Here is a 26,318-nt window from a genome sequence, read left to right as displayed (position 1 = left end):
GCTTGATCACGGTGGCCTAAATCAGACCCCAAGGGATGGTCAAGGGTAGGTCAAGAGGCGCGTTTCGGAGCGATCGCGGCGGCACCGGCCCTGGGGTGCGGGAACACCTCCACCGGCCGGCGGTGGACCTCGCTCGGCGCGTCTTCGGTGAGGACCGCGGCCGGTGGACCGTCGGCCGCGACACGACCGGCGCACAGAGTCGCCACCCGGTGCGTGTATGCCGTCGCGAGCCCCGGATCGTGCAGCACCACGACCACGGCGTCCCCGGCGTGCGCCCTGTCCCGGCCCTGTCCCGGCGCGCGCTGACCGGCAACTCCTGGCGTGGAGCGTCAACGTGCCGTTCTGGAACGGGCGTACGGCGATGCCATGTCCCCGCTGCCGTACGAGCACGGGCGCACCCGCTCCTGGTCCCTGCCCGGCGGTCCCGCGGCCTTGGACGCGCTCGTGGCGGGGGTGATGTTGAATGCCGGAGTGACTGACTACGACGTGCTGCGGGTCTTCTGCGGACCCGGCGGCGGGTATGGCAATGAGCTCGGTGTCGTGCGCGAGGGCTCGGTGATGCCGGAGCGCGAGGAGCGGCAGGCGCTGGCCGCCAAACTCGGGTTCAGCGAGACCGTGTTCGTCGACGACCCCGAGCGTGGGGTCATCGACATCTACACGCCGACCCTGCGGTTGCCGTTCGCCGGGCATCCGTGTGTCGGGGTGGGCTGGCTGCTCGACGTGCCGGAGCTCGTCACCCCTGCCGGGGTGGTGGGGGTGCGGCTGGACGGCGAGTTCAGCTGGATCGAGGCGCGGGCGGACTGGGCGCCCCAGCGGACGCTCCGGCAGTACGGGTCGGCCGCCGAGGTCGACGCGCTCGCCGTGCCGGCGCCGGGGGAGTGGATCTACGCCTGGGCCTGGGAGGACGAGGCCGGCGGGCGGGTGCGGGCCCGTGCGTTCCCCGGCCGGGACGACGGCATCGAGGAGGACGAGGCGACGGGAGCGGCGGCGCTGCTGCTGACCCATCAGCTGGGGCGTGCGCTCAACATCGTGCAGGGAGTCGGGTCCCAGATTCTTACGGCGCCGCAGCCGGGGGGTTGGGTCGAGGTGGGTGGTCGGGTACGTCTGGAGCGGTAGAGGGAGCAGCCCGAAGGTGCACCCCGAGGTGCACCCCGTGACCGCGCCCCGTCAGGGGCGCGGGGACTGCGCGACCAGCCCCCACCGGCCCGCAGTTGATGGACGAACCATGCCAGGGCGTCACGCGCTGAGCCGGAACTCATCCCCCAGCGCACGAAGGACCGCCGTGTTGAGGGCGAACGCCCGCTTGCACTCCGCGACGATGCGCTGCCTCTCCAGGTCGTCGGCGCGGACCGCGTCCAGGAGTTCGCGGTAGGCCCGCTTGAACGCGGCCGGGTTGGTGATGTCCTCGAAGGTGTAGAAGCGGACGCCGTCGCCCTTGCGGGCGAAGCCCCAGGTCTGCTCGGCCCTGCCGCGGATGATCTGGCCGCCGGAGAGGTCGCCGAGGTAGCGGGTGTAGTGGTGGGCGACATAACCGCCGGGCCACTCCCGGGCGCACTCGGCGACTCGGGCGGCGTAGGTCCGGGTCGCGGGCAGGGCGGTGAGCGTCGCGCGCCAGTCGGGGCCCCGGAGATGGGCCAGGTCGCGCTCCAGGGCGGCGCTGCGCAGCAGTTCGGGCCGCACGAAGGGTCCGGCCACCGGATCGGCCGTCAGGCGCTCGGCGTCCGCCTCCAACGCCTCGTACACGAACCACAGTTGCTCCGTGTAGCGCGCGTACGCCTCGACGCCCAGCCGGCCGCCGAGCAGGTCGCTCATGAACGTCGAGGTCTCCGCCTGTGTGTGCTGCTCGTGCGACGCGGTGCGGATGAGCGTCGAGAAGGAGGTGCTCGACGTGTCCGTCGCGTTCATGAGGCCTCCGGAGTCGAAGAGGGAAGGGCGAGAGCCGCCTCCATCTTCTAAGGTTAGGCTTACCTAAGTCAATCACTTCCCGACATCCTGTCGGTAAAACCGTACCTCGATTTCCGATCAAGCCCACATGCGAAAGCCCGCCCTGTGGACAGGGCGGGCTTCAGAGGGTGCCGTGCGGCCGCGGAGGGTTACGGCAGGGTCAGGATCTCGACCCCGCTGTCCGTCACCACCAGCGTGTGCTCGAACTGGGCGGTGCGCTTCCGGTCCTTCGTGACCACGGTCCAGCCGTCGTCCCACATGTCGTACTCGTGCGTGCCGAGCGTGAGCATGGGTTCGATGGTGAAGGTCATCCCGGGCTGGATGACGGTCGTCGCGTGCGGGCTGTCGTAGTGGGGAATGATCAGCCCGGAGTGGAAGGACGAGTTGATCCCGTGGCCGGTGAAGTCCCGCACCACCCCGTACCCGAAGCGCTTCGCGTACGACTCGATGACGCGCCCGATGATGTTGATCTGGCGGCCGGGCTTGACCGCCTTGATGGCGCGGTTGAGGGACTCGCGGGTCCGCTCGACGAGCAGCCTGCTCTCCTCGTCGACGTCGCCGACCAGGTATGTCGCGTTGTTGTCGCCGTGCACCCCGCCGATGTACGCGGTCACGTCCAGGTTGATGATGTCGCCGTCCCGCAGGACCGTGGAGTCGGGGATGCCGTGGCAGATGACCTCGTTGACGGAGGTGCACAGCGACTTGGGGAAGGCGCGATAGCCGAGGGTCGAGGGGTAGGCGCCGTGGTCGCACATGTACTCGTGCGCCACCCGGTCCAGCTCGTCCGTCGTGACACCCGGCGCGATGAGCTTGGCGGCCTCGGCCATCGCCTGCGCGGCGATCCGCCCGGCGACCCGCATCGCCTCGATCGTCTCGGGCGTCTGCACCTCCGGTCCGGTGTACGGCGTGGGGGCGGGCTTGCCCACGTACTCGGGACGCCGGATGTTTCCCGGGACGGGACGGGTGGGAGAGAGCTCCCCTGGTACGAGCAGCGACTGGCCAGACATGCCAGCGAGTCTAACCAGCGGGCATGGGGGACCATGTCCGTGGCGAAAGGAGCCGGTGATGGCCCTCTTCAAGAAGCGCACCGTCGGCAAGCCCGGCGAGTGGTACTACTGCCTGGAGCACAAGAAGGTCGAGGAGGGCCCCGAGTGCCCGGGCAAGGACCGCTTCGGACCGTACGCCAGCCGCGAGGAGGCGGAGCACGCGATGCAGACCGCGCAGGAGCGGAACCTCGAGTGGGAGACGGACCCCAAGTGGCATGACCGCTCGGACGCGGCTTCGGGCTCGGAGGACGACTGAAGCGCACGGGTACGTGGCGGGCGCCGGCGACGGGCTGAGGCGCACGGGTATGTGGCGGGCGCCGGCGACGGGCTGAGGCGGATTGTCGTGGCGCAGGCGATGGGCTGCGCTGAGCCCCGGGGCCGCAGACTCCTGCGGCCTCAGACCCTCGGGCTGCAGAGCCCTCGGCCGCAGGCTCCTTGCGTCGCGCCTCGCGCGCCGGTGTCTGCGCCGCAGGGCCCCGCGCCGCCGGGGCCGTTCGCCGGGCCCGGCGGCCACCCGCAGTCGCCCATGGCGCTCGACCCCCACGGGAAACCTGTGCCGGGTAGCCGACTGTCACGGGCAGTGCGGGTCGGAAAGGGAAACTGTCACGGGCGGTGCTGGTGAAACTGTCACGGGCGGTGCGGGAGGGAAAGGGAAAAGGACGGCCCGGCCGCCAGGCCGGCCGTCAAGCCACCGCCTCCCGCGCGGAGCGCAACCGCACCGCATGCTCATTCGTCCGCACGTCGTACGCCATCAGCCTGGGCAGACACAGCGCCAGTAGCCCCACCGCGCCCACGCACATCAGGCCCCCCGACCAGATGGACGCCCGTACGCTCGTCCACGCCGCCATCCCGCCCGCACGGACCTGACCGAGCTGAGGCCCGACCGAGTACGAGAGCAGTTCGATCCCGGCGAGCCGCCCCCGCAGCTCGTCCGGGATCGTCTGGTCCCAGATGGCGCCACGGAAGATCCCGCTGACCATGTCGCAGCAGCCGCCGATCGTGAGGAAGAGCAGCACCAGCCAGACGTTGTCCACGACGCCCGCGGCCGCCATGGCCAGCCCCCAGCACGCCGCGGCCAGGGTGACCATCCGCCCGTGCCGGTGGATGCGCGAGGTCCACCCGCTGGTGAGGCTCACCAGCAGCGACCCGGCCGGCACCGCCGCGTACATCAGGCCGAGCGACCACTCGGCGTCCAACTCGTCCGCGAGGAACGGCAGCAGCGCGAGCGGCATCGCGAAGAACATCGCCGCGAGGTCGATCGCGTACGTCCCGAGCAGCTCCTTGCGGCCCCACGCGTACCGCGCGCCCTCCGCGATGGACCGCAGCGACGGCTTCGCGGCCTCGTGCGCGGCGGGCGACGCGGCGATCCCCACGACCATCACCACCGACACGACGAAGGTCACCAGGTCCACGGCGTACGCCCAGCCGAGTCCGGCGTACGCCACGACGACACCGGCGAGCGCAGGCCCCGCGACGCCGCCCACCGTCCAGCGCAGCGAGTTGAGCGAGGCGGCGGCCGGCAGGTCCTCGTGCGCCACGATCCGTGGGGTGAGCGAGTCGAGGGCGGGACGCTGGATCGCGCCGAGCGCGGAGGAGAGCCCCGCGACCGCGTACAACGGCCATACCGCCGGCTGCGGTACCAGCGCGTTGACGAGCAACCCGGCGCACAGCACGCCCTGCCCCGCCTCCGTGTGAACGATCAACTTCCGCTTGTCCAGGGCGTCGGCGAGCGCCCCGCCGTACAACCCGAACACCACCAGCGGCACCAGCTCCACCGCGCCGATCGCCCCCACCGCCACCGCCGACCCGGTCAGCACCTTCATCTGCACCGGCAGTGCGACGAACGTCAGAAAGCTCCCGAAGTTCGTGATCAGCCCGGCCACCCAGAGCCGCCGAAAGTCGGCGGACGCCCGCCAGGGGGCGAGATCGGGGAGCAGCGAACGGAGTCGGGAGGAGGGGACGGGCGCGGATGCGGGGGCGTCGTCGGTCACGACGGGCCATGGTCGGGGGAGGCGCGGGCGAGGGCAACTGCTTTTCGGGCCGGAGAGGGAAGGGCCGGCGCCGGCTCAACGAGCTGCGCAACGGCCTCGACGCCGCGGCGGCCGGCGCCGGGGCGTGGTGCCGACGGGGTACGGGCGTGGTGCCGACGGGGTACGGGGGCCGCGGCCCCAGCTACCACCGAGCAGTCGGCGGAGCCGTCAACTGATCCGCGAGCCGCGACAACCGGTCACGGAACCGCCGCCGCCCCCGCGGCGAAGGCAGCGCGTTCTCCCCGGCCGCCGCACTGACAAGATGCTGCACGGTATCGAGATCGAGCTCGGGCTCGGCCGGCACCGCGAGCGACTCGTGAGCCAGAGCCGGCAGCTCACGGTCCTCGGCGGTGTCCCCCGCGGACAGTGCCAGCACGGTCGCCCCGGCCCGCCGCGCGTCATGGACCCGCTCCAGCAACGGCGCCCCGGGCGCGCCCGGCGACACCACCAGCAGCGTCTCCCCCCGCCGAGCCGCCTCGATACGCCCCAGCCCCACGGCCAGGTGGGCCGGATCGGACTCCCGCGCCCCGTGCCGCACCAACGTCGGCGACAGCTCCGGCATGCCCGACCACGCCGCCTCGTCCACGAGATGCGCGGCGAGATGCCACGGCTCGTACTCCTCCGTGCCGACCAGCAGCAGTCCGCCCCCGTACGACACCACGGACCCCCGCAGCGCCCCGGCGAACCGCCGCGTGGCCCCCAACCACTCGGTCCCGGCGAGCACTTCGCGCAACAACGCGACCCGTACGGCATCCATGCGCACGCATCCTGCCGCAACCGGCCACTCGTGACCCGGAGTTCACCACGAATTCGCCCGAGTTGGGCAGAGGCCCGCATCAGCGGTCACACAAGGAGCCAGCCCATGACAGAAGCAAGCACCCCCTTCCGCGCCGGCCGCGAAGGCTACGCCAGCTTCCGGATCCCCGCGGTGGTCGCCACGGCCGCGGGCACGCTCCTCGCCTTCTGCGAAGGCAGGGTCGACTCCGCGCAGGACCACGGCAACATCGACATCGTGCTGAAGCGGTCGTCGGACGGCGGCCGCACCTGGGGTCCGCTCCAGGCCGTCGCCAAGAACGGCGACAACCTCGCCGGCAACCCGGCGCCCGTCGTCCTCGACACCGGCCGCGTCCTGCTCGTACACGTCCGCAGCGCGGCCACCGCGAGCGAGGACGCCCTTCTGCGCGGCAAGGTGAAGGCGGCCGACGGGCGGCGTGTGTGGGTGCAGCACAGCGACGACGACGGGCACACCTGGTCGAGTCCGAAGGAGATCACCGCACAGGTGAAGAAGGCGAGTTGGCGGTGGTACGCCACCACACCCGGGCATGCGATCCAGCTCACCACCGGCCGCGTCGTCGTCCCCGGCAACCACACCATCCCGCCCACCGGCACGGACAACGGCACGGAAGCGAAGTACAACAGCGGCCACTGCCTGCTCAGTGACGACCGCGGCGAGACCTGGTACCTCGGCTACATCGACGAGAACACCAACGGCTACATCAACGTGAACGAGACGACCGCTGCCGAACTCCCCGACGGCCGCGTCTACTTCAACACCCGCAACGACTCCCCGTCCCCCGGCAACCGGGCCGACGCCCACTCCCGCGACGGCGGCAAGAGCCTGCAGAAGCCCTTCCGACCGCAGGCGGGCCTCGTCACCCCCGTCGTTCAGGGCAGCCTCCTCCAGCTCCGCGACCCCGACCTGCTCCTCTACTCGGGCCCCGCCGACCCCGCCTTCCGCGCCCTGATGACCGTGCGCGCCGGCACCGACGCCGGCACCACCTGGCGCACCGTGTACACCCTGGACGGGCTGCCCGCCGCGTACTCCGATCTCGTGCGCGTCGACGCGACGACCGTCGGTCTCCTCTACGAAACGGGCGACTTCGGCGCGTACGAGACGATCACCTTCCGCCGTATCCCGGTGACCGCCCTCACCTGACGCCCACAGCCGCGATGCGCGCACGTAAAGTCGGCCCATGACCTCTACTGACAGTGCACAGAAGGCCCCCGCCAAGGACCCCTGGGACCTTCCCGACGTGTCCGGGCTTGTCGTCGGCGTGCTCGGCGGCACCGGGCCCCAGGGCAAGGGACTCGCCTACCGGCTCGCCCGGGCCGGCCAGAAGGTGATCATCGGCTCGCGGGTCGCCGAGCGCGCGCAGGGCGCGGCCGAGGAGCTCGGGCACGGCGTCGAGGGTGCCGACAACGCCGAGTGCGCGCGGCGCAGCGACATCGTGATCGTCGCCGTGCCGTGGGAGGGCCACGGCAAGACCCTCGAGTCCCTGCGCGAGGAGCTGACGGGCAAGCTCGTCGTCGACTGCGTCAACCCGCTCGGCTTCGACAAGCAGGGCGCATACGCGCTGAAGCCGGAGGAGGGCAGCGCCGCCGAACAGGCCGCCGCCCTCCTGCCCGACTCCCGCGTCACCGCCGCCTTCCACCATCTCTCGGCCGTCCTCCTCCAGGACCCGGAGATCGAGGAGATCGACACCGACGTGATGGTCCTCGGCGAGGAGCGCGCCGACGTCGAGATGGTGCAGGCCCTCGCCGGCCGCATCCCCGGCATGCGCGGCGTCTTCTCCGGCCGTCTGCGCAACGCCCACCAGGTCGAGTCCCTGGTCGCGAACCTGATCTCGGTGAACCGGCGCTACAAGGCGCACGCGGGCCTGCGGGTGACGGACGTCTAGCGGCGCACGGGCATGGGGGACACTGGACGCCGTAGCACTCGTACCTCGTCCGCATTGTCCCGTCAGGAGCCGACCCCCATGCCCCTCGTTCCCCCACCCGACCCATCCCGGCGACTCGCCCTCTACGCGCTCGCCGTCTGTGTCCTCTCCGTCGCCGCGGCCGTGGTCTCCTTCGTCCAGGGCAGCTGGCTGGGGATCGTGTGGGTGCTGTTGGCGGGCCTGTCGTCGAACATGACCTGGTACTACGTGCGGCGTGGGCGGGGCGGGTCGTCGGTCAGCGGCTGACGGTGCAGTGCTCGTTGACGCCGTCCCAGAAGCGGTAGAGGTCCTGGCCGCAGTAGCGCTGGACGTCGTCGATTCCCAGGGCGCCCAGGATCGAGTAGATCGCGTCGAAGAATGCGATGTTCACCGACGGAATCCACAGGATCCCGAACACGGCCAGCAGCCCGAACGGCGCGAACGGCTCCACCTGGCGGCGGATGTTGTACGACAGCCAGGGCTCGATCACGCCGTAGCCGTCCAGGCCCGGTACCGGCAGGAAGTTCAGGATCGCGGCCGTGACCTGGAGCAGCGCGAGGAACGCGAGCGCGTAGCGGAAGGTGTCCGGGACGCCGTCCAGGGTGTGCAGCCAGAACGGTGCGGTGCACACGACGGCGAACAGGACGTTGGTCAGCGGGCCGGCCGCCGAGATCAGGCTGTGCTTCCAGCGGCCCTGGATGCGGTTCCGCTCGATGAAGACCGCGCCGCCCGGCAGACCGATCCCGCCCATGATCACGAAGATCAGCGGCAGCACGATGCTCAGCAGCGCGTGCGTGTACTTCAGCGGGTTGAGTGTCAGATAGCCCTTCGCGCCGATCGAGATGTCGCCGCTGTGCAGGGCCGTGCGCGCGTGCGCGTACTCGTGCAGACAGAGGGAGACGATCCAGGCGGCCGTCACGAAGAGGAACACGGCCACGCCGGGCTCCTCGGCGAAACCGGTCCAGGTCGCCCAGCCCGTCACCGCCATGACGGCCACGATCCCGACGAAGACGGGACTGATCCTCCGGTCGCTGCGGCGGAACGCGGCGGTGGTCATGGGGCTCCCTGGAGTGCTGCTCATGGGGTGGGACTGCCCGACCGTACCGGGCGTATGCGGAAAACGTCTCGCGATCGGCCATTGGTTCCGGAGAGGGTGGGGACATGGGGCGATGGCGGGTCTTCTACGCGGACTGGCAGATGGAGTGCTGCGGTACACCGTTCTCGGTGGGGGACGAGGTGAACTGGCCGCTGCTCCTGCGCTCTTCTCAGGAGGTGCTCGGCGGGGGCTGGTCCGAGGAGCTCAGCAAGATCTCGGCACCGGTGGAACGGGTGCACGACGAGGACGGGGTGATCCAGGTGCTGCGAGCGGACGACGGTCTCCTCGCCGCGCTGCACGGCGACCCCGTGGACGCATCCGGACTCGACCCCGACCAGTGGATCCGCGCGGTCGGCCTGCTCACCGTCGAGCGGCACGGCATCGAGTGGCCCGGGACCACGGGTCGCGTCGGCGCCATCCACGTGGTGCACCAGGGCTACGTCGAGACGGACCCCGCCTCGCGCGCCCTCCTCCCCGACCCGGAGGACCGCTCCCTGGAAGCCGTCGACAGGTGCCCGCAGTGGTTCGGCGGTGACTACGACGAGAGTCGTACGCGGTCGGGGGTGCGCCGCTTCCGCCGCCGGTCCGGTGTCCTGGTCGAACTCGACGTACCGGACCCCCGCACCTGAAGCCACCGGAGACAATGGACCCCGTGCGCTACCGCATCCTCGGCACCACCCAGGCACTTCGCCCCGACGGCACGCCCGTCCCGGTCGGCGGGGCGCGGCTGCGTGCCCTGCTGACCGTGCTCGCGCTGCGGCCCGGACGGACCGTGCCCGCGGCCGTCCTGGTCGAGGAGGTGTGGGACGGCGACCTGCCCGCGGACGCGCCCGGCGCGCTGCAGGCGCTGGTCGGGCGGCTGCGCAGGGCGCTCGGGCCGGACGCGGTGCACTCGGTGGACGGTGGCTACCGGCTCGCCGCGGCGGCCGACGACGTCGACCTGCACCGTTTCGAGCGCCTTGCGGGCGAGGGCACGCGTGCCCTCGCCGACGGCGACCCGGCGAAGGCGGCCGCGGTCCTCGACGACGCCCTCGCGCTGTGGCACGGCCCGGCCCTCGCCGACCTCCCGGACCGCACCGCCGAGACGGCCCGCTGGGAGACCCGCCGCCTCGACGTCCGTCGCGCCCGGCTCGCCGCGGCCCTCGCCCTGGGCCACGCCGAGGAGTCCCTGCCCGAGCTCACCGCCCTGTGCGATCTCCACCCCCTGGACGAACCTCTCCACGCCCTCCGTCTGCGCGCCCTGCGCGACGCCGGCCGCCCCGCCGAGGCCCTCGCCGCCTATGAGTCCGTACGCGCACTCCTGTCCGACCGCCTGGGCTCGGACCCCGGGCCCGAACTCCGCTCCCTGCACGGGGAGCTGTTGACACCGGCCGACGGACCCGCCGCCGGCCGTGGCCGCGGCCCGGGCCGTGGCGCGTACGGTGCGGGTAACGGGAACATCGCCGAGCACCGCGTCGGTCCGGGCGGTTCCGGCGCCCCGGCCCCCGGCTCCGGAGACGCGGTCCACGCCGTCGGCCGGGACGGAGCCGGTGGGCAGGCCGCCGCACAGCCCGGCGCCACCGTCCCTGCCGTAGGTGCCCCTGCCTCGGCCCTCGGCTCCGCCGCCCTCTCCCGGACCCGCCCTTCGCCCCCGGGCAACCTCCGCGCCCGCCTCACCTCCTTCGTCGGTCGCGAGGCCGACATCGAGGCCATCCGGGGTGATCTCGCGGCGGCCCGGCTGGTGACGCTGCTCGGGCCCGGTGGGGCCGGGAAGACGCGGTTGTCGCAGGAGGCGGCGGAGGCCGTGGCGTACGCGGCGCGGGACGGAGTGTGGCTGGCCGAGCTCGCGCCGGTGGACGATCCGAAGGCGGTCCCCGAGGCCGTGCTCACAGCCGTCGGTGCGCGGGAGACCGTGCTGCGCGGTGCCGGTGCCGAGGAGATGCGGGCCGTGGCCGACCGGCACGACGATCCCCTCACCCGGCTCGCCGAGCACTGCGGCAAGCGACGCATGCTGATCATCCTCGACAACTGCGAGCATGTCGTGGACGCCGCCGCCCACCTCGTCGAGGCGTTGCTGGAGCGGTGCCCGGAGCTGACCGTACTCGCCACCAGCCGTGAACCCCTCGGCGTACCAGGGGAGTTGCTGCGTCCCGTGGAGCCGCTGCCGGAGCCCGTCGCGCTGCGGCTGCTCGCCGACCGGGGGGCCGCGGCCCGGGCCGGCTTCCGGATCGACGCCGACGGCGAGACCGCCGCGGCGGCGGCCGAGATCTGCCGGCGCCTCGACGGGCTGCCGCTCGCCATCGAACTCGCCGCCGCCCGGCTGCGGATGCTCACCCCACGCCAGATCGCCGACCGGCTCGACGACCGGTTCCGCCTGCTCACCTCCGGCAGCCGCACCGTCCTGCCGCGGCAGCAGACCCTGCGCGCCGTCGTCGACTGGTCCTGGGACCTGCTCGACGAGGACGAACGGGACGTGCTGCGGCGGCTGTCCGTCTTCGCGGGCGGCTGCGGCCTCGCCGCCGCGGAGGCGGTCTGCGGGCCCGCCGCGCTGGAGGCGCTCGGCTCTCTCGTCGACAAGTCCCTTGTCGTCGCGGCCCCTTCGGGTGAGGGAGAGATGCGCTACCGGCTTCTGGAGACCGTCGCCGAGTACGCCGGTGAACGCCTCGACGAGTCCGGCGACCGTCCCGCCGCCGAGCGTGCCCACCTCACGTACTATCGCGAACTCGCCCGCACCACCGACCCCGTGCTGCGCGGCCCCGGGCAGCGCGCCGCGATCGCGCTCATCGAACGCGAGTACGAGAATCTGCGCACCGCCCTGCGGCACGCTGTCGCCGAGCGCGACGAGCAGGAGGCGATCTGCCTCGTCCTTTCCCTGTGCTGGTACTGGCAGATCCGCGACCAGCGCATCGACGCCCGCACCTGGTCCCGCGAGGTCATGACCCTCGGCCCCGACCCCTTCGCGCCGCCCCTGCGTCCCGCCGCCCCGCTGCACGAGAGCTGCACGGCTGCCCCGCCGCCGATGCGCCCGGACGTCCTCGAAGAGGCCCGGCGCGGAGTGCACCTCGTCCATCTCGCCTGCATGGACATGGACTTGGACGCCTGGCAGACCCCGGAGGCCAAGGAGAAGCTGCGCATCATCAGCGAGACCTACCGGCCGGGCCTCCCGCAGACCTGTCGCAGCCCCGGCTACCTCTGGTTCTACGCTGTCCTGCTCACCGGTGACATGGATCGGGTGCGCGAGGTCATCGACGTGTCGGTCGAAACGTGCCGCGAACTCGGCCTCGAGTGGGAACTCGCCGTCGCCCTCCAGATGCGCGCCAACATCCTCGCCAACCGCGCCGACATGGTCGGCGACGCGACCCGCGACGCCGACGAGGCGCTGGAGATGTTCGCCCGGATCGGCGACGCCTGGGGTGCCGCCGAGGCGCTCTCCGCGCGCGGTGAGGCCCATGAGCGCAGGGGCGAATACCGGGCCGCCGCCGCGGACTACTCGGAGGCGAGCGCGCACGCCGAGCGGCTGGGTGCCCGCGCCCAGACGGCCGTGCTCACCGTCCGACTCGGCGCCATGTATATGGAGTTGGGGGAGCCCGAGCGCGGTGAGCGGATGCTGCGGGACGTGCTCGCGGAGGGCCATGGCGCCCAGAACGAGGCCATGCCCGCGGCCCGGCTCTTCCTCGCGATGTGGCTCGGCCGCACCGATCGGACCCCCGAGGCGCGCGAGCAGATGAGGCTGCTGCGCGAGGACTTCGCGGCCAGCACCTTCGTGGTCTTCGACGGGTTCGTGCTCGGCGTGGAAGCCTGGCTGGACGCGGTGGAGGGGCAGCACACGAGCGCCCTGGACAAGGCACGCAAGGCCATGGCGCGGTCCATGGACCCGCTGGCGCAGATGATCGCGCCGCACATGACCTCCGCGCATCTGACCACCGCCGCCATCGCCCTCACCGGCCTGGACGGCGGCAGCCGCGCCCGCGAGGCGGCCCGACTGCTCGGCGCCGCCGACCACTTGCTGCCGCCGGGCCACTTCGCGGGCCCGATGGAGGACGAGGTGCGCACCCGGGCCGAGGCGGGCGTGCGGGCCGTGCTCGACGACGCGACCTACGAGGCCGCGTACGCCGAGGGCGGCGGGCTCTCCGCGGAGGAGGCCGCCGCCCTCATCTGACGCGGACCGGGGGGCATGGTCATGGCCGTCACGCGTGGCCCGACGTCAGTTCTTGGTACGGAACTTGTGGATCGCGATCGGCGCCATCACCACCGTGAGGGCCGCCGTCCAGCCGAGGGTCACCCACAGGTCGTGCGTGACCGGGCCGCCCACCATCAGGCCGCGCGCTGCGTCCGCGAGCGAGGACAGCGGGTTGTAGTCGGTGAAGTTCTGCAGCCAGCCTGGCATGGTGCCGGTCGGCGAGAAGATCGACGAACCGAACTGCAGGGGCATCAGCACCAGGAAGCCCATCGCCTGCACGGACTGGGCGTTCTTCATCGTCACCCCGAGGACCAGGAAGATCCACATCAGGGCCGAGCCGAAAAGCGTGGCGAGTCCGACGGCGGCGAACAGGCCCGGCCAGTTCGTGATGTCGAAGCCCACCAGCACGCCGACGATCATGAGGATCGTCGTCGCGACGAGCATCCGCATCAGCTCCACCACGATCTTGGCGAAGAGCACGGAGCCCTGGCCGATCGGCAGGGTGCGGAAGCGGTCCATCACACCGGTCTGGAAGTCCTGGTTGAAGCCGGTGCCGACGGCCGTGGCGATGTTCATGCCCATCATCGCCATCAGACCCGGCACCACGTACTGCACGTACTTGTGCTGACCGCCGCCCAGCGACTGCCCGATGGAGCCGCCGAAGACGTACACGAACAGCAGGGTGAAGATGACCGGCATCAGGACGGCGTCGAACATCGACTCCGGGTCCTGGCGGATCCACAGCAGGTTGCGGCGGACGAGGGCGCCGATGTGGCGCGCGTGCGCGCGGGGTGAGATACGGGAGTCGCCCTTCACGGCGAGGGGGGCTTCGACAACGGCGGTGCTCATGCGGAGACCTCCTCGTAGGCGCGGGCGGGGGCGGCGTCCTGCGGGGCACTGGCCTTGTGGCCGGTGAGGGACAGGAACACCTCGTCGAGGCTGGGCAGTTCGGTGCTGATGGAGCTGATCGTGATGCCGCGCGCGGTGACCGCGCCGACCACGGCGGTGAGCTGTTCGTCGCTGAGGATCGGAACCAGGACGGTGCCGGTCTCGGTGTCCACGGCCGAGGCGGCGAGACCGGTGAGGCCCAGCTCGTCGAGCATGCCCGCGAGCGGGCGCAGCTCCAGCGGGTCCACCGGGCGGATCCGCAGCGTGCGGCCGCCGACCCTCGCCTTCAGCTCGTCGATGCGGCCGCTGGCGATGACCTTGCCGCGGTCGATGACCGTCAGCTCGGAGGCCAGTTGCTCGGCCTCCTCCATGTACTGGGTGGTGAGCAGCACGGTGGCGCCGTCGGCGACCATGCGCTTGACCTCGTGCCACACCTCGTTGCGGGTGCGCGGGTCGAGACCGGTCGTCGGCTCGTCCAGGTACAGCACGGCGGGCTGTCCGATCATGGAGGCGGCGAGGTCGAGGCGGCGGCGCATACCGCCGGAGTACGTGGACGCCGGGCGCTTGGCTGCCTCGGTGAGCGAGAAGCGCTCCAGGAGCTCGTCGGCGCGGCGGCGGGCGTCCTTGCGGGGCAGGTCGAGCAGGCGCCCGATCATGTAGAGGTTCTCCCAGCCGGGGAGCTTCTCGTCGACCGAGGCGTACTGGCCGGTGAGGCCTATGACCCGGCGAAGCTGGCGGGGCTGCTTCAGTACGTCGTAGCCCGCGACCGTGGCCTGGCCCGCGTCGGGGGTGATGAGCGTGGACAGGACACGGACGAGGGTGGTCTTGCCGGCGCCGTTCGGGCCCAGCACGCCGAGGACCGTGCCCTCGTGCACGTCCAGGTCCACGCCGTCCAGCGCCTTGGTCTCGCCGTAGTGCTTGACCAGCCCCCGTACGGTGACGGCGCTCTTGGCGCCGGTAGCCTCTTGTCGGGGCTTGTTGTCGATTCGCGTCATGGGCAGCAAGGTGCCAGTCGCCACCGACAAACCGCCTACAGCCGACCGACAGCCGCCGATATATCGCCGACGGGCGTTGTCGACGGGCGTTGTCGACGGGCGTCGCGGACGGGTTGTTGTCGTTGCGCTTTCCGCCGGTGGGTGGGTCGGGGCCGTGCCGGTACATCCGCCCCGTCGCCGGTGGCAGATCGCTTGGGCTGCAGGGGCCTGCCTGTTGGCAACTACGTAAGCGACGGGGCATGTGATGTACCGGCACGGCCCCTTCCGTGGTCTGGCGGGTGCGGGTGAGTGGGGGCCGTGCGTCGCGGCTGCGGGTGAGTGGGGCCGTGCGTTGTGACTGCGGGTGCGGGTGCGGGTGCGGGTGCGGGTGCGGGTGCGGGTGCGGTGTGGGTGGCTGGGGGGCGTGCGTTGTGACTGCGGGTGCGTGTGGGCTCGCGTGGGCCACTGCGGGTGGGTGCGTGGTGGCGTGCGTTGCGGGCGTGCGTTCGCGTGGGTGATTGCGGGTGCGTCTCACCCAAGCGGGTGCCGGTGCCCTTCCCACCCGTCCGGTGCTTGATCTTCAGCCCGTCCGGCGTTTGAGGACGAGGCCGTTCAGGCCGATGGGGGGTCTGGGGGCGCAGCCCCCAGGTACGGGACGGGTAGGGGCGGAGGGGGCGAAAGAACCTGACGGCGCCCCAGCGGAAATGGCGCAGCCCGCCGACGGGGGAAATCGGCGGGCTGCACTTGGTGCCGCGATGGCTCAGTGGACGGAGTGCTCCTCGAGGGGGAACGTGCCGCCGACGACGTCCTCGGCGAACGCCTTCGCCGCGCTGCCCATGACCTCACGCAGGTCGGCGTACTTCTTCACGAACTTCGGCACCTTGCCACCGGTGAGACCGAGCATGTCGGTCCAGACGAGGACCTGTGCGTCGGTCTCGGGACCCGCGCCGATGCCGACCGTCGGGATCTGCAGGGTGCGTGTGACCTCGCCGGCCAGCTCCGCCGGGACCAGCTCCAGGACGACGGCGAACGCGCCCGCGTCCTGCACCGCCTTGGCGTCCCGCAGCAGCTGGTGCGCGGCCTCCTCGCCACGGCCCTGCACGCGGTAGCCCATCGCGTTCACGGACTGCGGGGTCAGGCCGATGTGCGCCATGACCGGGATGCCGGACTCGACGAGCAGTTCGATCTGGCGGTGCGAGCGCTCGCCGCCCTCCAGCTTCACCGCGCCGACCCCGGCCTCCTTGACGAGGCGGGTGGCCGAGCGCAGCGCCTGCACCGGGCCCTCCTGGTACGACCCGAAGGGCAGGTCGCCCACGATCAGGGCGCGGCTGGTGCCCCGTACGACCGCGGCGGACAGCATCGTCATCTCGTCCATGGTGACGGGCACGGTCGTCTCGTACCCCAGGTGGCAGTTGCCCGCCGAGTCGCCGACGAGCATGACCGGGATGCCGGCCTCGTCGAAGACGGACGCGGTCATCGCGTCGTACGCGGTGAGCATGGGCCACTTCTCGCCGCGCTCCTTGGCGGCGGTGATGTCGCGCACCGTGATACGGCGGGTGCTCTTGCCCCCGTACAGCGCCTTGCTGCTGTCGGTGGACGGGCGCACACCCTGCACGGGCTGCTTCTGGGCAGCCGAAAGCTGCGTCATCGCAACGGCTCCTTCTGTCATCTCGAGGCGCCCTCACGGCGTCCCCGGACCAGGTCCATGGTGGCACCTCGTGCCACACGCCGCTAGAGCAGGGCGGGCGATCCACGTCTCGCTGCGTGGGGTTCCGTATTTCTTGGTAAGTTCTCCGTAAAGTGCTTTCGATACGAGACGGTTCCGTATCGAATCGCATCTAGTGTGGGCGCCATGACGACTTCCGCTCCTCCTGCCGAACGACGTGTGCCCGAGGCGGTGCATCGACGCCGCTGGGCGATCCTCGGCGCGCTGATGCTCAGCCTCCTGATCGTGGTGCTCGACAACTCCATCCTGAACGTTGCGATCAAGACCATCTCGACCCCGGCGCCCACCGGTCTCGGCGCCACCCAGAGCGAGCTGGAGTGGGCCATCAACGCCTACACGCTCGTCTTCGCCGGACTTCTCTTCACCGCGGGCCTGCTCGGCGACCGGCTCGGCCGCAAGAAGGTGCTGCTCGCCGGTCTCGCCGTCTTCGGCATCGGGTCGGCGCTGGCCGCGGAGTCCGGCTCGCCGGTCCAGCTCATCGTGTTCCGCGCGCTGATGGGCCTGGGCGCCGCCTTCGTGATGCCCGCGACGCTCGCCGTCCTGATGAACGTCTTCGAGCGCGACGAGCAGCCCAAGGCCATCGGCATCTGGGCCGGCGGCGTCGGCCTCGCCATCGCGATCGGCCCGATCACCGGCGGCGTCCTGCTCGACCACTTCTGGTGGGGCTCGGTCTTCCTCATCAACGTGCCGATCGTGCTGCTCGCGCTCGTCCTGATGTTCTGGCTGGTCCCGGACTCGCGTGACCCGAACCCCGGCCGCGTCGACGCGATCGGTGTCGTCCTGTCGGTCGTCGGGCTCGTCCTGCTCGTCTACGGCATCATCAAGGGCGGCCAGCTGGCCGACTTCACCGACGCGACGGTCCTCGCGACCATCGCGGCCGGACTCGTCGTCCTCGCCGGTTTCGTCGTGTACGAGAAGCGCAGCGACCATCCGTCCATCGACATCACGTACTTCGAGAACAAGGTCTTCTCGGCCGCGATCGCCGCCATCGCGCTGGTCTTCTTCGCGCTCATGGGTGTGACCTTCTTCTCCGTCTTCTACACGCAGAGCGTGCGGGGCTACTCGCCGCTGCAGACCGGCCTGTTGATGCTGCCGCTCGCCGCGGCCCAGATCATCTTCGCGCCGCGCGCCCGGCTCGTCGTCGACCGCTTCGGCAACCGGGCCACGTGTACGGCGGGACTGCTGATCATCGCCGCGATGCTCGCCGCGTTCGCCATTCTCGAGACGGACACACCGATCTGGCTCCTCGAAGTCATCTTCTTCCTCATGGGCACCGGTATGGCGCACATCATGACCCCGACCAGTGTCGTGATAATGCAGGCCCTGCCCCGCGAGAAGGCGGGCTCCGCGTCCGCGCTCAGCAACACCTTCCGCCAGGTCGGCGGCGCCCTCGGCATCGCCGTCCTCGGCTCCGTCCTCTCCACGGCCTACCGCAGCGGGATCGAGGACAAGCTCGGTGCCGTCCCGGCCGGCCTGCGCCACACGGCGGGCGAGTCCATCGAAGCCACCCTCGGCGTCGCCGCCAAGCTCGGCCCCCAGGGCAAGGGCCTGGTCGGCCCCGCCAACGACGCCTTCCTGCACGCCATGCACGTCACCGCCCTGTGCGGGGCGGGTGTCGCGATCGTCGGCGCGGTCATCGTGGCGCTGTTCCTGCCGGGCCGGACGCCGGAAGCACAGCAGGGCAAGGAGGAAACCGAGTTGGTGCCTGCCGGGGAGCACTGACCGGACCTACGGGAACCGACAGGGCGTACGGGACCGCGGGTACCTGGCACCGGGTGCCCGTCGGTTCCGTACCCCGGGGAGAATGAACGCGGGTCAACAAGGGAAACGGAGTTCGATGTGAGCCTCGCGCACAGCCGAGCCGGGCACGAGGGGCCCGCCAGGGGGCGCCCCCGCAGCGAGGCCGTGGAGCGCTCGATCATCGAGGGCGTCATGAAGCTCCTGGAGGACGGTGTACCGCTCGGTGACCTGTCCATCGAACGCATCGCCCGGACCGCGGGCGTCGGCAAGGCGACCATCTACCGTCGCTGGAGCGGCAAGGAGGAGCTCTTCGTCGACGTGCTGCGCGCCGCCGAGCCCGAGGACCCCGAACTCCCCGGCACCTCGATGCGCGACGACCTCATCGTCCTCCTGGAGTCGCTGCGCCAACGCGGCCTCATGAACCGCTCGTCGGCGATGGTGCACAACGTGTACGCCCAGATGAAGAGCAGCCCCAAACTCTGGAACGCCTACCACGCGACCGTCGTCGACCCGCGGCGCAGACTGGGCTACGAAGTCCTGCGTCGCGGACAGCAGAACGGCGAACTCCGCGCGGACGTCGATGTCGAACTGGTCAACGACATCTTCGTCGGCCCCATGCTCGTCCGCGCCGTGATGCGCCCGGAGAGCGAGCTTCCCGAAGACCTCGCGGAGCGGATCGTCGACACACTGCTGGAGGGACTGCGGCCGGCCAAGCCGTAGTTCCCCTGGTCCTGCTTTGTTTCTGACGGGTCGTTTCGCTTGTTCCTGACAGGGCGAATGTGCGCGTTTCGTCACAGAGGGCGCGCTCCATGCGCGTATGCGGAACTCCGAACCTGAAGTTGTACGTCCCCTTGCCCGTACGGCCGTCACAGGACGGCGAGAACGACACCGAACATCCCCTAGGGTCGTAGCCGAGGGGCAGACGGTGCGCACGGCAGGTTGTGAGGCGACGGTATGGCGCAGGCGTATATGACGGAGACGGGCAGCGGCGGCCAGGAGCCGGACCGCAGAGGGTCCCGGCTTCGGCGCCTGCTCGACGGCTGGCGCGGCGACCGCGGCATCTGGCGCCGCGGTCTGATCCTTGCCGCCCTCGCGGTGATCCTCGCCCTGGTGATGCTGCTGCACGCGCAGATCCCGAACACCATCGGCAACCTCGGCAGCCTCACGGAGACGTTCCTGCCCTGGCTGGGCCTGTTCGTTCCGATCCTGCTGATCCTCGCCTTCGTACGGAAGTCGGCGAGCGCCCTGATCGTGGTGCTGCTGCCCGCGATCGTCTGGCTGAACCTCTTCGGCGGGCTGCTCACCGACAAGACCGGCAGCGGGGGCGACCTCACCGTCGCCACGCACAACGTCAACGCCGAGAACCCGGACCCGTCGGGCACCGCCCGCGACGTGGCCGCGTCCGGCGCCGATGTGCTGGCCCTGGAGGAGCTGACGGCCTCGGCGGTTCCGGTGTACGAGAAGGCGCTCGCGTCCACGTACAAGTACCACTCGGTGCAGGGCACCGTCGGGCTGTGGAGCAAGTACCCGCTGAGCGGCGCCCAGCCCGTGGACATCAAGCTGGGCTGGACGCGCGCGATGCGGGCGACGGTGACGACGCCGGCCGGGCAGGTCGCCGTCTACGTCGCCCACCTGCCCTCGGTCCGCGTGAAGCTGGAGGCCGGGTTCACCGCCCGCCAGCGCGACAAGAGCGCCGACGCGCTGGGCGCGGCGATCGCCGACGAGCCGCTGAAGAGGGTCGTCCTGCTCGGTGACCTCAACGGCACGATGAACGACCGCGCGCTGAACGCCGTCACCGCGCAGATGCGCTCCACGCAGGGCGCGGCGGGCAGTGGCTTCGGGTTCAGCTGGCCGTCGTCGTTCCCGATGGCCCGGATCGACCAGATCATGGTCAAGGGAATCGAGCCGGAGACCTCGTGGACCCTGCCCCGGACCGGCAGCGATCACCTTCCGATTGCCGCTCGCGTCAAGGTGGGCGCAACCGCGTCTTAACGTCCTGGAATACTGGGCCTGAGAGAGTTTGTTCCACAGCTGAACTTACGCAGCCCGTGCACAGCGGTGTGCACGGGCGCGCTCATGCGTGCGCGTACGTCCCCAAGCGGCTCCCCGCGCCCCTCCGCTCCCCTGAAAGGCCCCTCATGCCCCTGGCCCTGCTCGCCCTCGCCGTGGGCGCCTTCGGCATCGGCACAACCGAGTTCGTGATGATGGGCCTGCTGCCCGACGTCGCGGACGACCTGCACATATCCATCCCTGCCGCAGGCCACCTGGTCTCGGCCTACGCCCTGGGCGTCGTGATCGGCGCCCCGCTGCTCGCGGCCGCCACCGCCCGCATGTCGCGCCGCAAGGTCCTGATCGCCCTGATGGGCCTCTTCGTGACGGGCAACGCGCTCTCCGCCTTCGCCCCCGACTACCACTGGCTGCTGGCCGCCCGCTTCCTCAGCGGGCTGCCGCACGGCGCGTTCTTCGGCGTCGGCGCCGTCGTCGCCACGAACCTGGTCGCCCCCGAGCGCAAGGCACGCTCCGTCTCGCTGATGTTCCTCGGCCTCACGGTGGCGAACATCGCCGGTGTGCCGGTGGCGACGCTCATGGGCCAGCACCTGGGCTGGCGTGCCACGTTCCTGGGCGTGAGCGCGATCGGCGTGGCCGCCATCGCCTCGCTCGCGCTCCTGATCCCACGTGATCACGCGCACGCCCCCACCGGGGGCCTGCGCGGCGAACTGGCCGCCCTGCGCTCCCTCCCGGTCTGGCTGGCCCTGGGGACGACGGTGGCGGGCTTCGGGGCGCTCTTCTCCGCGTACAGCTACATCACGCCGATGCTCACGGAGTCGGCCGGGTACGCCGACGGCAGCGTGACGTTGCTGCTGGCCCTCTTCGGCGTCGGTGCGACCGCGGGCAACCTGGTGGGCGGCCGCCTCGCGGACCACTCCCTGCGCGACACCCTCTTCGGTGGCCTGGTGTCCCTCGTCGCGGTCCTCGCGCTCTTCCCGGTTCTCATGACCGCCCAGTGGAGCGCCGCCGTCGCGGTCACCCTTCTCGGCGTGGCCGCCTTCATCACCGGCTCGCCGCTCCAGCTGATGGTCATGGAGAAGGCCTCCGCCGCACCGTCCCTCGCGTCCTCCGCCAACCAGGCGGCGTTCAACCTCGCGAACGCCGGTGGTGCGTGGATCGGGGGGCTCGCTCTGGCCGCGGGCTTCGGGGCGACGTCTCCGGCGGTCGCGGGGGCGGGGCTCGCGGTGCTCGGCCTCGCGGTGGCCGGCGCGGCGTACGCCGTCGACCGGCGTCGGGCCGGGGTGGTCGTGGGAGGTTCCGCCGGGGGCTCGGGGCGGCTTGTCGCGGCGCATGTTCCGCCGCGTGCGGAGCGTGTGGATCACTGACGGTTCGGGGCGCGGGTATTTGTTAAACCCCACCTGCGCCCCGATACCCGATGGGGGTTGCCGGCTGCTCGTCGGGGAGCGTGCGCGAGGGCGGTTTAGCTCGATCGTGTGATGGTCGGCTTCCGGGCTTGCGGTGGCCTGGGCCGTTCGGGCTACGGTGATCGTGCGATCTGGGACGCCGGGTACGGTGCCAGCGTGCGGGGCCCCTGCTCCACCGGAGTGATGGTTCAGGGCCTCCCCGTCGCCTCTGGCCGCGCCCATATGGCCAGGTCGCGCAGGGAACCGGCCTCCCGGAATCGGACCACGTACAGGATGCGTGTCGCTGCCCCGGGGTCGAGTACGCCGGGGACCAGTGCGCCCAAGACCGTTCGGGGCGTGCGCTGAGTGGGCTCGCTCTTGCTCAGTCCACAGGATCGGTAAGGTGCTGGTCATGGTGACGAGAAGTCGGACGCGCGAGGTGTTGCTGTTCGCCGCGCTGCTTCTCGGGATCGTGACGATGCACACGCTGGGGCATCCGTCCGCGCACGGCTCGGACCGGAGCTCCGGGTACTCCTCGGACGAGGGCTCCATGGGGTCCGTGGGGTCCGTGGGCTCCGTGGGCTCCGTGGGCTCCGAGGCCTACGGGCACTCCTCGTACGGCATGCCGCAAGCCCTGTCTGCCCCGCCGGGCCACGCACAGGAGCGCATGACGGGCGTGTCGATGAACGCCGCCATGCCCCCCATGAACGGCATGGACCCCCTGTCCGTCTGCCCCGCCGTACTCGGCGGCGCCACCCTCCTCCTGCTGCTCGCGGCGGCGCTGGGCACCCCTTGGGCGAGCGGCACCACGCCGCCCTCGCTCGCACGGCTGCCGCATGCCCTGTGGCCCCACCCGCCCCCGCAAAGAACCCTTCTCTCTCGTCTGTCGGTGCTGCGCCTTTAGACCGGCGCACCGGCTGCTTCGGGCTGCCTGCCCGGAGGTGGGAACCTCCGGGCGTCGAGCGGTGTACCAGAAGCAGCGGACGCGCCCATCTGCACGCACCATCACCACGACGAGGTGTTACTCAGTCATGCGCACCACCACACCCATGCGCACGCACACGCGCCGCACCGTCCTCGGTGCGGCGGTCGCCGTCGCCGGGACGGGGATTCTGTCCGCCTGCTCCGGGGCCGGTCACACGGGTCACGGGGGAAGCGGGTCCACCGGCGGTCCGAAGGGCTATGTCGACCCGGCGGGCCGCGAAGTCGCCGTCGCCGAGAAGAAGCGGGGCTCGGGCCCCGTCCGGAAGGTGCGGCTCACCGCCACCGAGGCCGCCCTCGATCTGGGCGGCCGTACGGTCAAGTCCTGGGCGTACGGCGGCGACCTGCCCGGCGAGGCGGTCCGCGTCACCGCCGGGGACACCCTGGCCCTCACGCTCGCCAACCATCTCCCGGAGGCCACGTCCCTGCACTGGCACGGGATCGCCCTGCGCAACGACATGGACGGCGTACCCGACCTCACCCAGCGGGCCGTCAAGCCGGGCGCCGACTTCACATACCGGTTCACGGTGCCGCACCCGGGCACGTACTGGTTCCATCCGCACTCCGGAACACAGCAGGACCGCGGTCTGTACGCCCCGCTGATCGTGGAGGACCCCAAGGAGCCCCTGTCGTACGACAAGGAGTGGGTGGTCGTCCTCGACGACTGGGTCGACGGGGTGGACGGCTCCACCCCGGACGCCGTGCTCAAGGAGTTGAGCGGCGGCATGGGCATGGACATGGGCGACGACGGGGGCATGGATCACTCCGGGCATGACATGTCCAACATGTCGACAAGGGTTCAGGAGTCCCCGTCGGCCGGTCCCTCTCGCATGCTCATGGGCTCCGAGAGCCAACTGCTGGGCGGCGACGCGGGTGATGTCGCGTATCCGTACTACCTGGTCAACGGGCGCACGGCGAAGGCGCCTTCGGTCTTCCGGGCGCGCCCCGGGGACCGCGTCCGCATCCGGATCATCAATGCGGGCGGCGACACCGCCTTCCGCGTGGCCCTCGGCGGGCACGAGATGACGGTGACGCACACGGACGGCTTCCCGGTACAGCACGCGAAGACGGACGCACTGCTGCTCGGCATGGGCGAGCGGTACGACGTCCTCGTCACCGTCAAGGACGGCGTCTTCCCGCTGACCGCGCTGGCCGAGGGCAAGAAGGCGTCGGCGCAGGCGCTGCTGCGGACGGGCGGAGGGGCGGCGCCCACCGGGCCGGTTCGGCCGAAGGAGCTCGACGGGCGGCTGCTGACGGCGGACAAGCTGCGGGCCGACGCGTCCGTGGCGCTGGCCGAGAAGGAGCCGGACCGCACGGTGAAGCTGCAGCTCACGGGTGGGATGGAGAAATACGACTGGGCCTTCGACAAGAAGCCCTACCGTGCCGGCGCGGATCAGCGGCATCCCGTTCGGGCGGGGGAGCGGGTGCGGCTCGTGTTCTCGAACTCCACGAGCATGTGGCACCCCGTCCATCTGCACGGGCACACCTTCGGCCTGGCCAACGTGGTGGGCGGCCCGCGCAAGGACACCGCGATCGTGCTGCCGAACGGGACGCTGACGGTGGACTTCGACGCGGACAATCCGGGGCTGTGGATGATCCACTGCCACAACGTCTACCACTCGGAGGCGGGGATGATGACCGTGCTCGGTTACCGGAGCTGAGGCTCCGGATCCGGGCCTCGGGGCCCAGAGGGCGGGGCGTCTCCACGCCGGTCCCCACGTGGGGCGCCCCACACCCCATTGTGTCGCTCTGACGATTACACTGGGCCCGTGCCTCAACTACGCCTCGCCCTGAATCAGATCGACTCGACCGTCGGCGATCTCGCCGGCAACGCCGAGGCGATCCTCCGTTGGACCCGGCACTCCGCCGAGCAGGGAGCGCATCTGGTGGCGTTCCCCGAGATGGTGCTGACCGGGTATCCCGTGGAGGACCTCGCCCTGCGGCCGTCCTTCGTCGAGGCCTCCCGTGCGGCGCTGCGCTCGCTGGCCGCCCGGCTCGCCGACGAGGGCTTCGGGGAGCTGCCGGTGATCGTCGGCTACCTCGACCGGTCCGAGACCGCGCAGCCGAAGTACGGGCAGCCGGCCGGCGCCCCGCAGAACGCCGCCGCGGTGCTGCACGGAGGCCGGGTGGCGCTGACCTACGCCAAGCACCACCTCCCCAACTACGGCGTCTTCGACGAGTTCCGGTACTTCGTGCCCGGCGACACCATGCCGGTCGTGCGGGTGCACGGGGTCGATGTCGCCCTCGCGATCTGCGAGGACCTCTGGCAGGACGGCGGGCGCGTGCCGGCCACCCGTTCCGCCGGGGCCGGGCTGCTGCTGTCCATCAACGCCTCGCCGTACGAGCGCGACAAGGACGACACCCGCCTCGAACTGGTCCGCAAGCGGGCCCAGGAGGCCGGGTGCACCACCGCCTATCTGGCGATGATCGGCGGTCAGGACGAGCTGGTCTTCGACGGGGACTCGATCGTCGTCGACCGGGACGGTGAAGTCCTCGCGCGGGCGCCGCAGTTCGCCGAGGGGTGCGTGGTGCTGGACCTGGATCTGCCGGCTGCCGCTGCCTCACCGGTGGAGGGCGTGGTGGACGACGGGCTCCGGATCGAGCGGCTCGTGCTCTCCGAGGAGCCGCTGCCCGCGTACGAGGCGGAGCTCGCCGGGGGGTACGCGGAGCGGCTGGACGACGACGAGGAGGTCTACTCGGCGTTGGTGGTCGGGCTGCGGGCGTACGCGGCGAAGAACGGGTTCCGGTCGGTGCTGATCGGGCTGTCGGGCGGTATCGACTCGGCGTTGGTGGCCGCCATCGCGTGTGACGCCCTGGGCGCGCAGAACGTGTACGGCGTTTCGATGCCGTCGAAGTACTCGTCCGACCACTCCAAGGGGGACGCGGCCGAGCTGGCGCGCCGGACGGGGCTGAACTTCCGGACCGTGCCGATCGAGCCGATGTTCGACGCGTATATGTCGTCGCTGGGGCTGACGGGGCTGGCCGAGGAGAACCTTCAGTCCCGGCTGCGGGGCACGATGCTGATGGCCATCTCCAACCAGGAGGGGCACATCGTGCTGGCGCCCGGCAACAAGTCCGAGCTGGCCGTGGGGTACTCGACGCTGTACGGCGACTCGGTGGGCGCGTACGGGCCCATCAAGGACGTGTACAAGACGTCGATCTTCCGGCTGGCGGAGTGGCGCAACCGGGCGGCGGCGGGGCGGGGGCAGACGCCGCCGATCCCCGAGAGCTCCATCACCAAGCCGCCGAGCGCGGAGTTGCGGCCCGACCAGGTCGACACGGACTCGCTCCCGGACTACCCCGTCCTGGACGCGATCCTCGAACGCTACGTGGACCGCGACGAGGGGGCGGACTCCATCGTCGCCGCCGGGTTCGAGCGTGAGCTGGTCGTCAAGACCCTCCGCATGGTCGACACGGCGGAGTACAAGCGCCGCCAGTACCCGCCGGGCACCAAGATCTCCGCGAAGGGCTTCGGCAAGGACCGGCGCCTCCCCATCACCAACCGCTGGCGCGAACACGCGTAACGGGTTTTCGCCCCCTCCGCCCCTGCCCGACCCGTACCTGGGGGCTGCGCCCCCAGACCCCCGCCAAAAGATCGCGCAGTTCCCCGCGCCCCTGAAAAGGGGCACGGGGAACTGCGCGAACG

The 26,318-nt window shown here is 71.2% G+C and carries 22 protein-coding genes and 1 pseudogene; 14 read left to right on the top strand and 9 right to left on the bottom strand.

Annotated features, from left to right (window positions below):
- Positions 1-50: 50 nt before the first annotated feature.
- Positions 51-284: pseudogene (locus IEY95_RS49575) on the bottom strand (hemin ABC transporter ATP-binding protein); the annotation flags it as partial.
- 187 nt (positions 285-471) lie between these two features.
- Here IEY95_RS49575 and IEY95_RS36970 point away from each other — a divergent pair.
- A complete protein-coding gene (locus IEY95_RS36970; protein WP_189190623.1) occupies positions 472-1,116 on the top strand; it encodes a PhzF family phenazine biosynthesis protein in 645 nt (214 codons plus the stop codon).
- A gap of 120 nt (positions 1,117-1,236) precedes the next feature.
- On the opposite strand, the gene IEY95_RS36965 is transcribed toward IEY95_RS36970, so the two are convergent.
- Positions 1,237-1,905 carry a biliverdin-producing heme oxygenase gene (locus IEY95_RS36965; protein ID WP_189190572.1) on the bottom strand — a complete coding sequence of 223 codons (669 nt, stop codon included), beginning with the start codon at positions 1,903-1,905 and terminating at the stop codon, positions 1,237-1,239.
- 188 nt (positions 1,906-2,093) lie between these two features.
- Complete coding sequence (gene map / locus IEY95_RS36960; protein WP_189190571.1) at positions 2,094-2,951, bottom strand: type I methionyl aminopeptidase; 858 nt, start codon at positions 2,949-2,951, stop codon at positions 2,094-2,096.
- A 58-nt stretch (positions 2,952-3,009) separates the two neighbouring features.
- Here map and IEY95_RS36955 point away from each other — a divergent pair, with 58 nt between their 5' ends.
- Positions 3,010-3,246 carry a hypothetical protein gene (locus tag IEY95_RS36955; RefSeq protein ID WP_189190570.1) on the top strand — a complete coding sequence of 79 codons (237 nt, stop codon included), beginning with the start codon at positions 3,010-3,012 and terminating at the stop codon, positions 3,244-3,246.
- A gap of 427 nt (positions 3,247-3,673) precedes the next feature.
- Here IEY95_RS36955 and IEY95_RS36950 read toward each other — a convergent pair whose 3' ends face one another.
- Positions 3,674-4,981, bottom strand: coding sequence for an MFS transporter (locus IEY95_RS36950; RefSeq protein ID WP_189190569.1), 1,308 nt, complete (start codon positions 4,979-4,981; stop codon positions 3,674-3,676).
- A 181-nt stretch (positions 4,982-5,162) separates the two neighbouring features.
- Complete coding sequence (locus IEY95_RS36945; protein WP_189190568.1) at positions 5,163-5,777, bottom strand: hypothetical protein; 615 nt, start codon at positions 5,775-5,777, stop codon at positions 5,163-5,165.
- Between the two features lie 105 nt (positions 5,778-5,882).
- On the opposite strand from IEY95_RS36945, the gene IEY95_RS36940 reads away from it, so the two are divergent.
- The 3 genes from IEY95_RS36940 to IEY95_RS36930 are packed head-to-tail and all read left to right on the top strand — an operon-like array spanning position 5,883 to position 7,983.
- The gene (locus IEY95_RS36940) at positions 5,883-6,956 is read left to right on the top strand and encodes a sialidase family protein (protein ID WP_189190567.1); all 1,074 of its coding nucleotides are present in this window, start codon (positions 5,883-5,885) and stop codon (positions 6,954-6,956) included.
- 37 nt (positions 6,957-6,993) lie between these two features.
- Positions 6,994-7,698: an NADPH-dependent F420 reductase gene (gene npdG, locus IEY95_RS36935; protein ID WP_189190566.1), complete on the top strand. Its 705-nt coding sequence runs from the start codon at positions 6,994-6,996 to the stop codon at positions 7,696-7,698.
- 12 nt (positions 7,699-7,710) lie between these two features.
- Positions 7,711-7,983 (top strand): hypothetical protein, encoded by a 273-nt coding sequence (locus tag IEY95_RS36930; protein ID WP_229703600.1) that lies wholly within the window; start codon positions 7,711-7,713, stop codon positions 7,981-7,983.
- Here IEY95_RS36930 and IEY95_RS36925 read toward each other — a convergent pair.
- On the bottom strand, positions 7,973-8,773 hold the full coding sequence (locus tag IEY95_RS36925; RefSeq protein ID WP_189190564.1) for a site-2 protease family protein: 801 nt from the start codon (positions 8,771-8,773) through the stop codon (positions 7,973-7,975). The genes IEY95_RS36930 and IEY95_RS36925 overlap by 11 nt on opposite strands.
- A gap of 104 nt (positions 8,774-8,877) precedes the next feature.
- On the opposite strand from IEY95_RS36925, the gene IEY95_RS36920 reads away from it, so the two are divergent.
- A complete protein-coding gene (locus tag IEY95_RS36920) occupies positions 8,878-9,441 on the top strand; it encodes a DUF6578 domain-containing protein (RefSeq protein ID WP_189190563.1) in 564 nt (187 codons plus the stop codon).
- A 14-nt stretch (positions 9,442-9,455) separates the two neighbouring features.
- On the top strand, positions 9,456-12,950 hold the full coding sequence (locus IEY95_RS36915) for an AfsR/SARP family transcriptional regulator (protein WP_189190562.1): 3,495 nt from the start codon (positions 9,456-9,458) through the stop codon (positions 12,948-12,950).
- Positions 12,951-12,995: 45 nt separating this feature from the next.
- On the opposite strand, the gene IEY95_RS36910 is transcribed toward IEY95_RS36915, so the two are convergent.
- The 3 genes from IEY95_RS36910 to panB all read right to left on the bottom strand — a co-directional run bounded on the left by IEY95_RS36910 (position 12,996) and on the right by panB (position 16,481).
- Complete coding sequence (locus IEY95_RS36910) at positions 12,996-13,820, bottom strand: ABC transporter permease (RefSeq protein WP_189190561.1); 825 nt, start codon at positions 13,818-13,820, stop codon at positions 12,996-12,998.
- Complete coding sequence (locus IEY95_RS36905; protein ID WP_189190560.1) at positions 13,817-14,854, bottom strand: ATP-binding cassette domain-containing protein; 1,038 nt, start codon at positions 14,852-14,854, stop codon at positions 13,817-13,819. Before IEY95_RS36905 ends, IEY95_RS36910 begins: the two co-directional genes overlap by 4 nt.
- A 739-nt stretch (positions 14,855-15,593) precedes the next feature.
- Positions 15,594-16,481 carry a 3-methyl-2-oxobutanoate hydroxymethyltransferase gene (gene panB / locus IEY95_RS36900; RefSeq protein ID WP_189190559.1) on the bottom strand — a complete coding sequence of 296 codons (888 nt, stop codon included), beginning with the start codon at positions 16,479-16,481 and terminating at the stop codon, positions 15,594-15,596.
- Positions 16,482-16,685: 204 nt separating this feature from the next.
- Here panB and IEY95_RS36895 point away from each other — a divergent pair, with 204 nt between their 5' ends.
- The 7 genes from IEY95_RS36895 (at position 16,686) to IEY95_RS36865 (ending at position 26,196) form a co-directional block, all read left to right on the top strand.
- Positions 16,686-18,281, top strand: coding sequence for an MFS transporter (locus tag IEY95_RS36895; RefSeq protein ID WP_189190558.1), 1,596 nt, complete (start codon positions 16,686-16,688; stop codon positions 18,279-18,281).
- A 117-nt stretch (positions 18,282-18,398) separates the two neighbouring features.
- Positions 18,399-19,019, top strand: a complete 621-nt coding sequence (locus IEY95_RS36890; RefSeq protein ID WP_189190557.1) for a TetR/AcrR family transcriptional regulator — start codon at positions 18,399-18,401, stop codon at positions 19,017-19,019.
- A 234-nt stretch (positions 19,020-19,253) separates the two neighbouring features.
- Positions 19,254-20,291, top strand: coding sequence for an endonuclease/exonuclease/phosphatase family protein (locus IEY95_RS36885; RefSeq protein WP_189190556.1), 1,038 nt, complete (start codon positions 19,254-19,256; stop codon positions 20,289-20,291).
- 146 nt (positions 20,292-20,437) lie between these two features.
- Positions 20,438-21,673 (top strand): MFS transporter, encoded by a 1,236-nt coding sequence (locus IEY95_RS36880; protein WP_189190555.1) that lies wholly within the window; start codon positions 20,438-20,440, stop codon positions 21,671-21,673.
- Between the two features lie 430 nt (positions 21,674-22,103).
- Positions 22,104-22,595 (top strand): hypothetical protein, encoded by a 492-nt coding sequence (locus tag IEY95_RS36875; protein ID WP_189190554.1) that lies wholly within the window; start codon positions 22,104-22,106, stop codon positions 22,593-22,595.
- Between the two features lie 145 nt (positions 22,596-22,740).
- Entirely contained in the window at positions 22,741-24,333 is a 1,593-nt protein-coding gene (locus IEY95_RS36870) for a multicopper oxidase family protein (protein WP_189190622.1), read from the top strand.
- A 108-nt stretch (positions 24,334-24,441) separates the two neighbouring features.
- Complete coding sequence (locus tag IEY95_RS36865; protein WP_189190553.1) at positions 24,442-26,196, top strand: NAD+ synthase; 1,755 nt, start codon at positions 24,442-24,444, stop codon at positions 26,194-26,196.
- Positions 26,197-26,318 lie beyond the last annotated feature (122 nt).

This window comes from Streptomyces albiflavescens, from assembly GCF_014645835.1.
Classification (GTDB): Bacteria; Actinomycetota; Actinomycetes; order Streptomycetales; family Streptomycetaceae; genus Streptomyces; species Streptomyces albiflavescens.
Note: the sequence above shows the minus strand (reverse complement) of the source record. Positions and strands in the feature narration are given on the sequence as shown.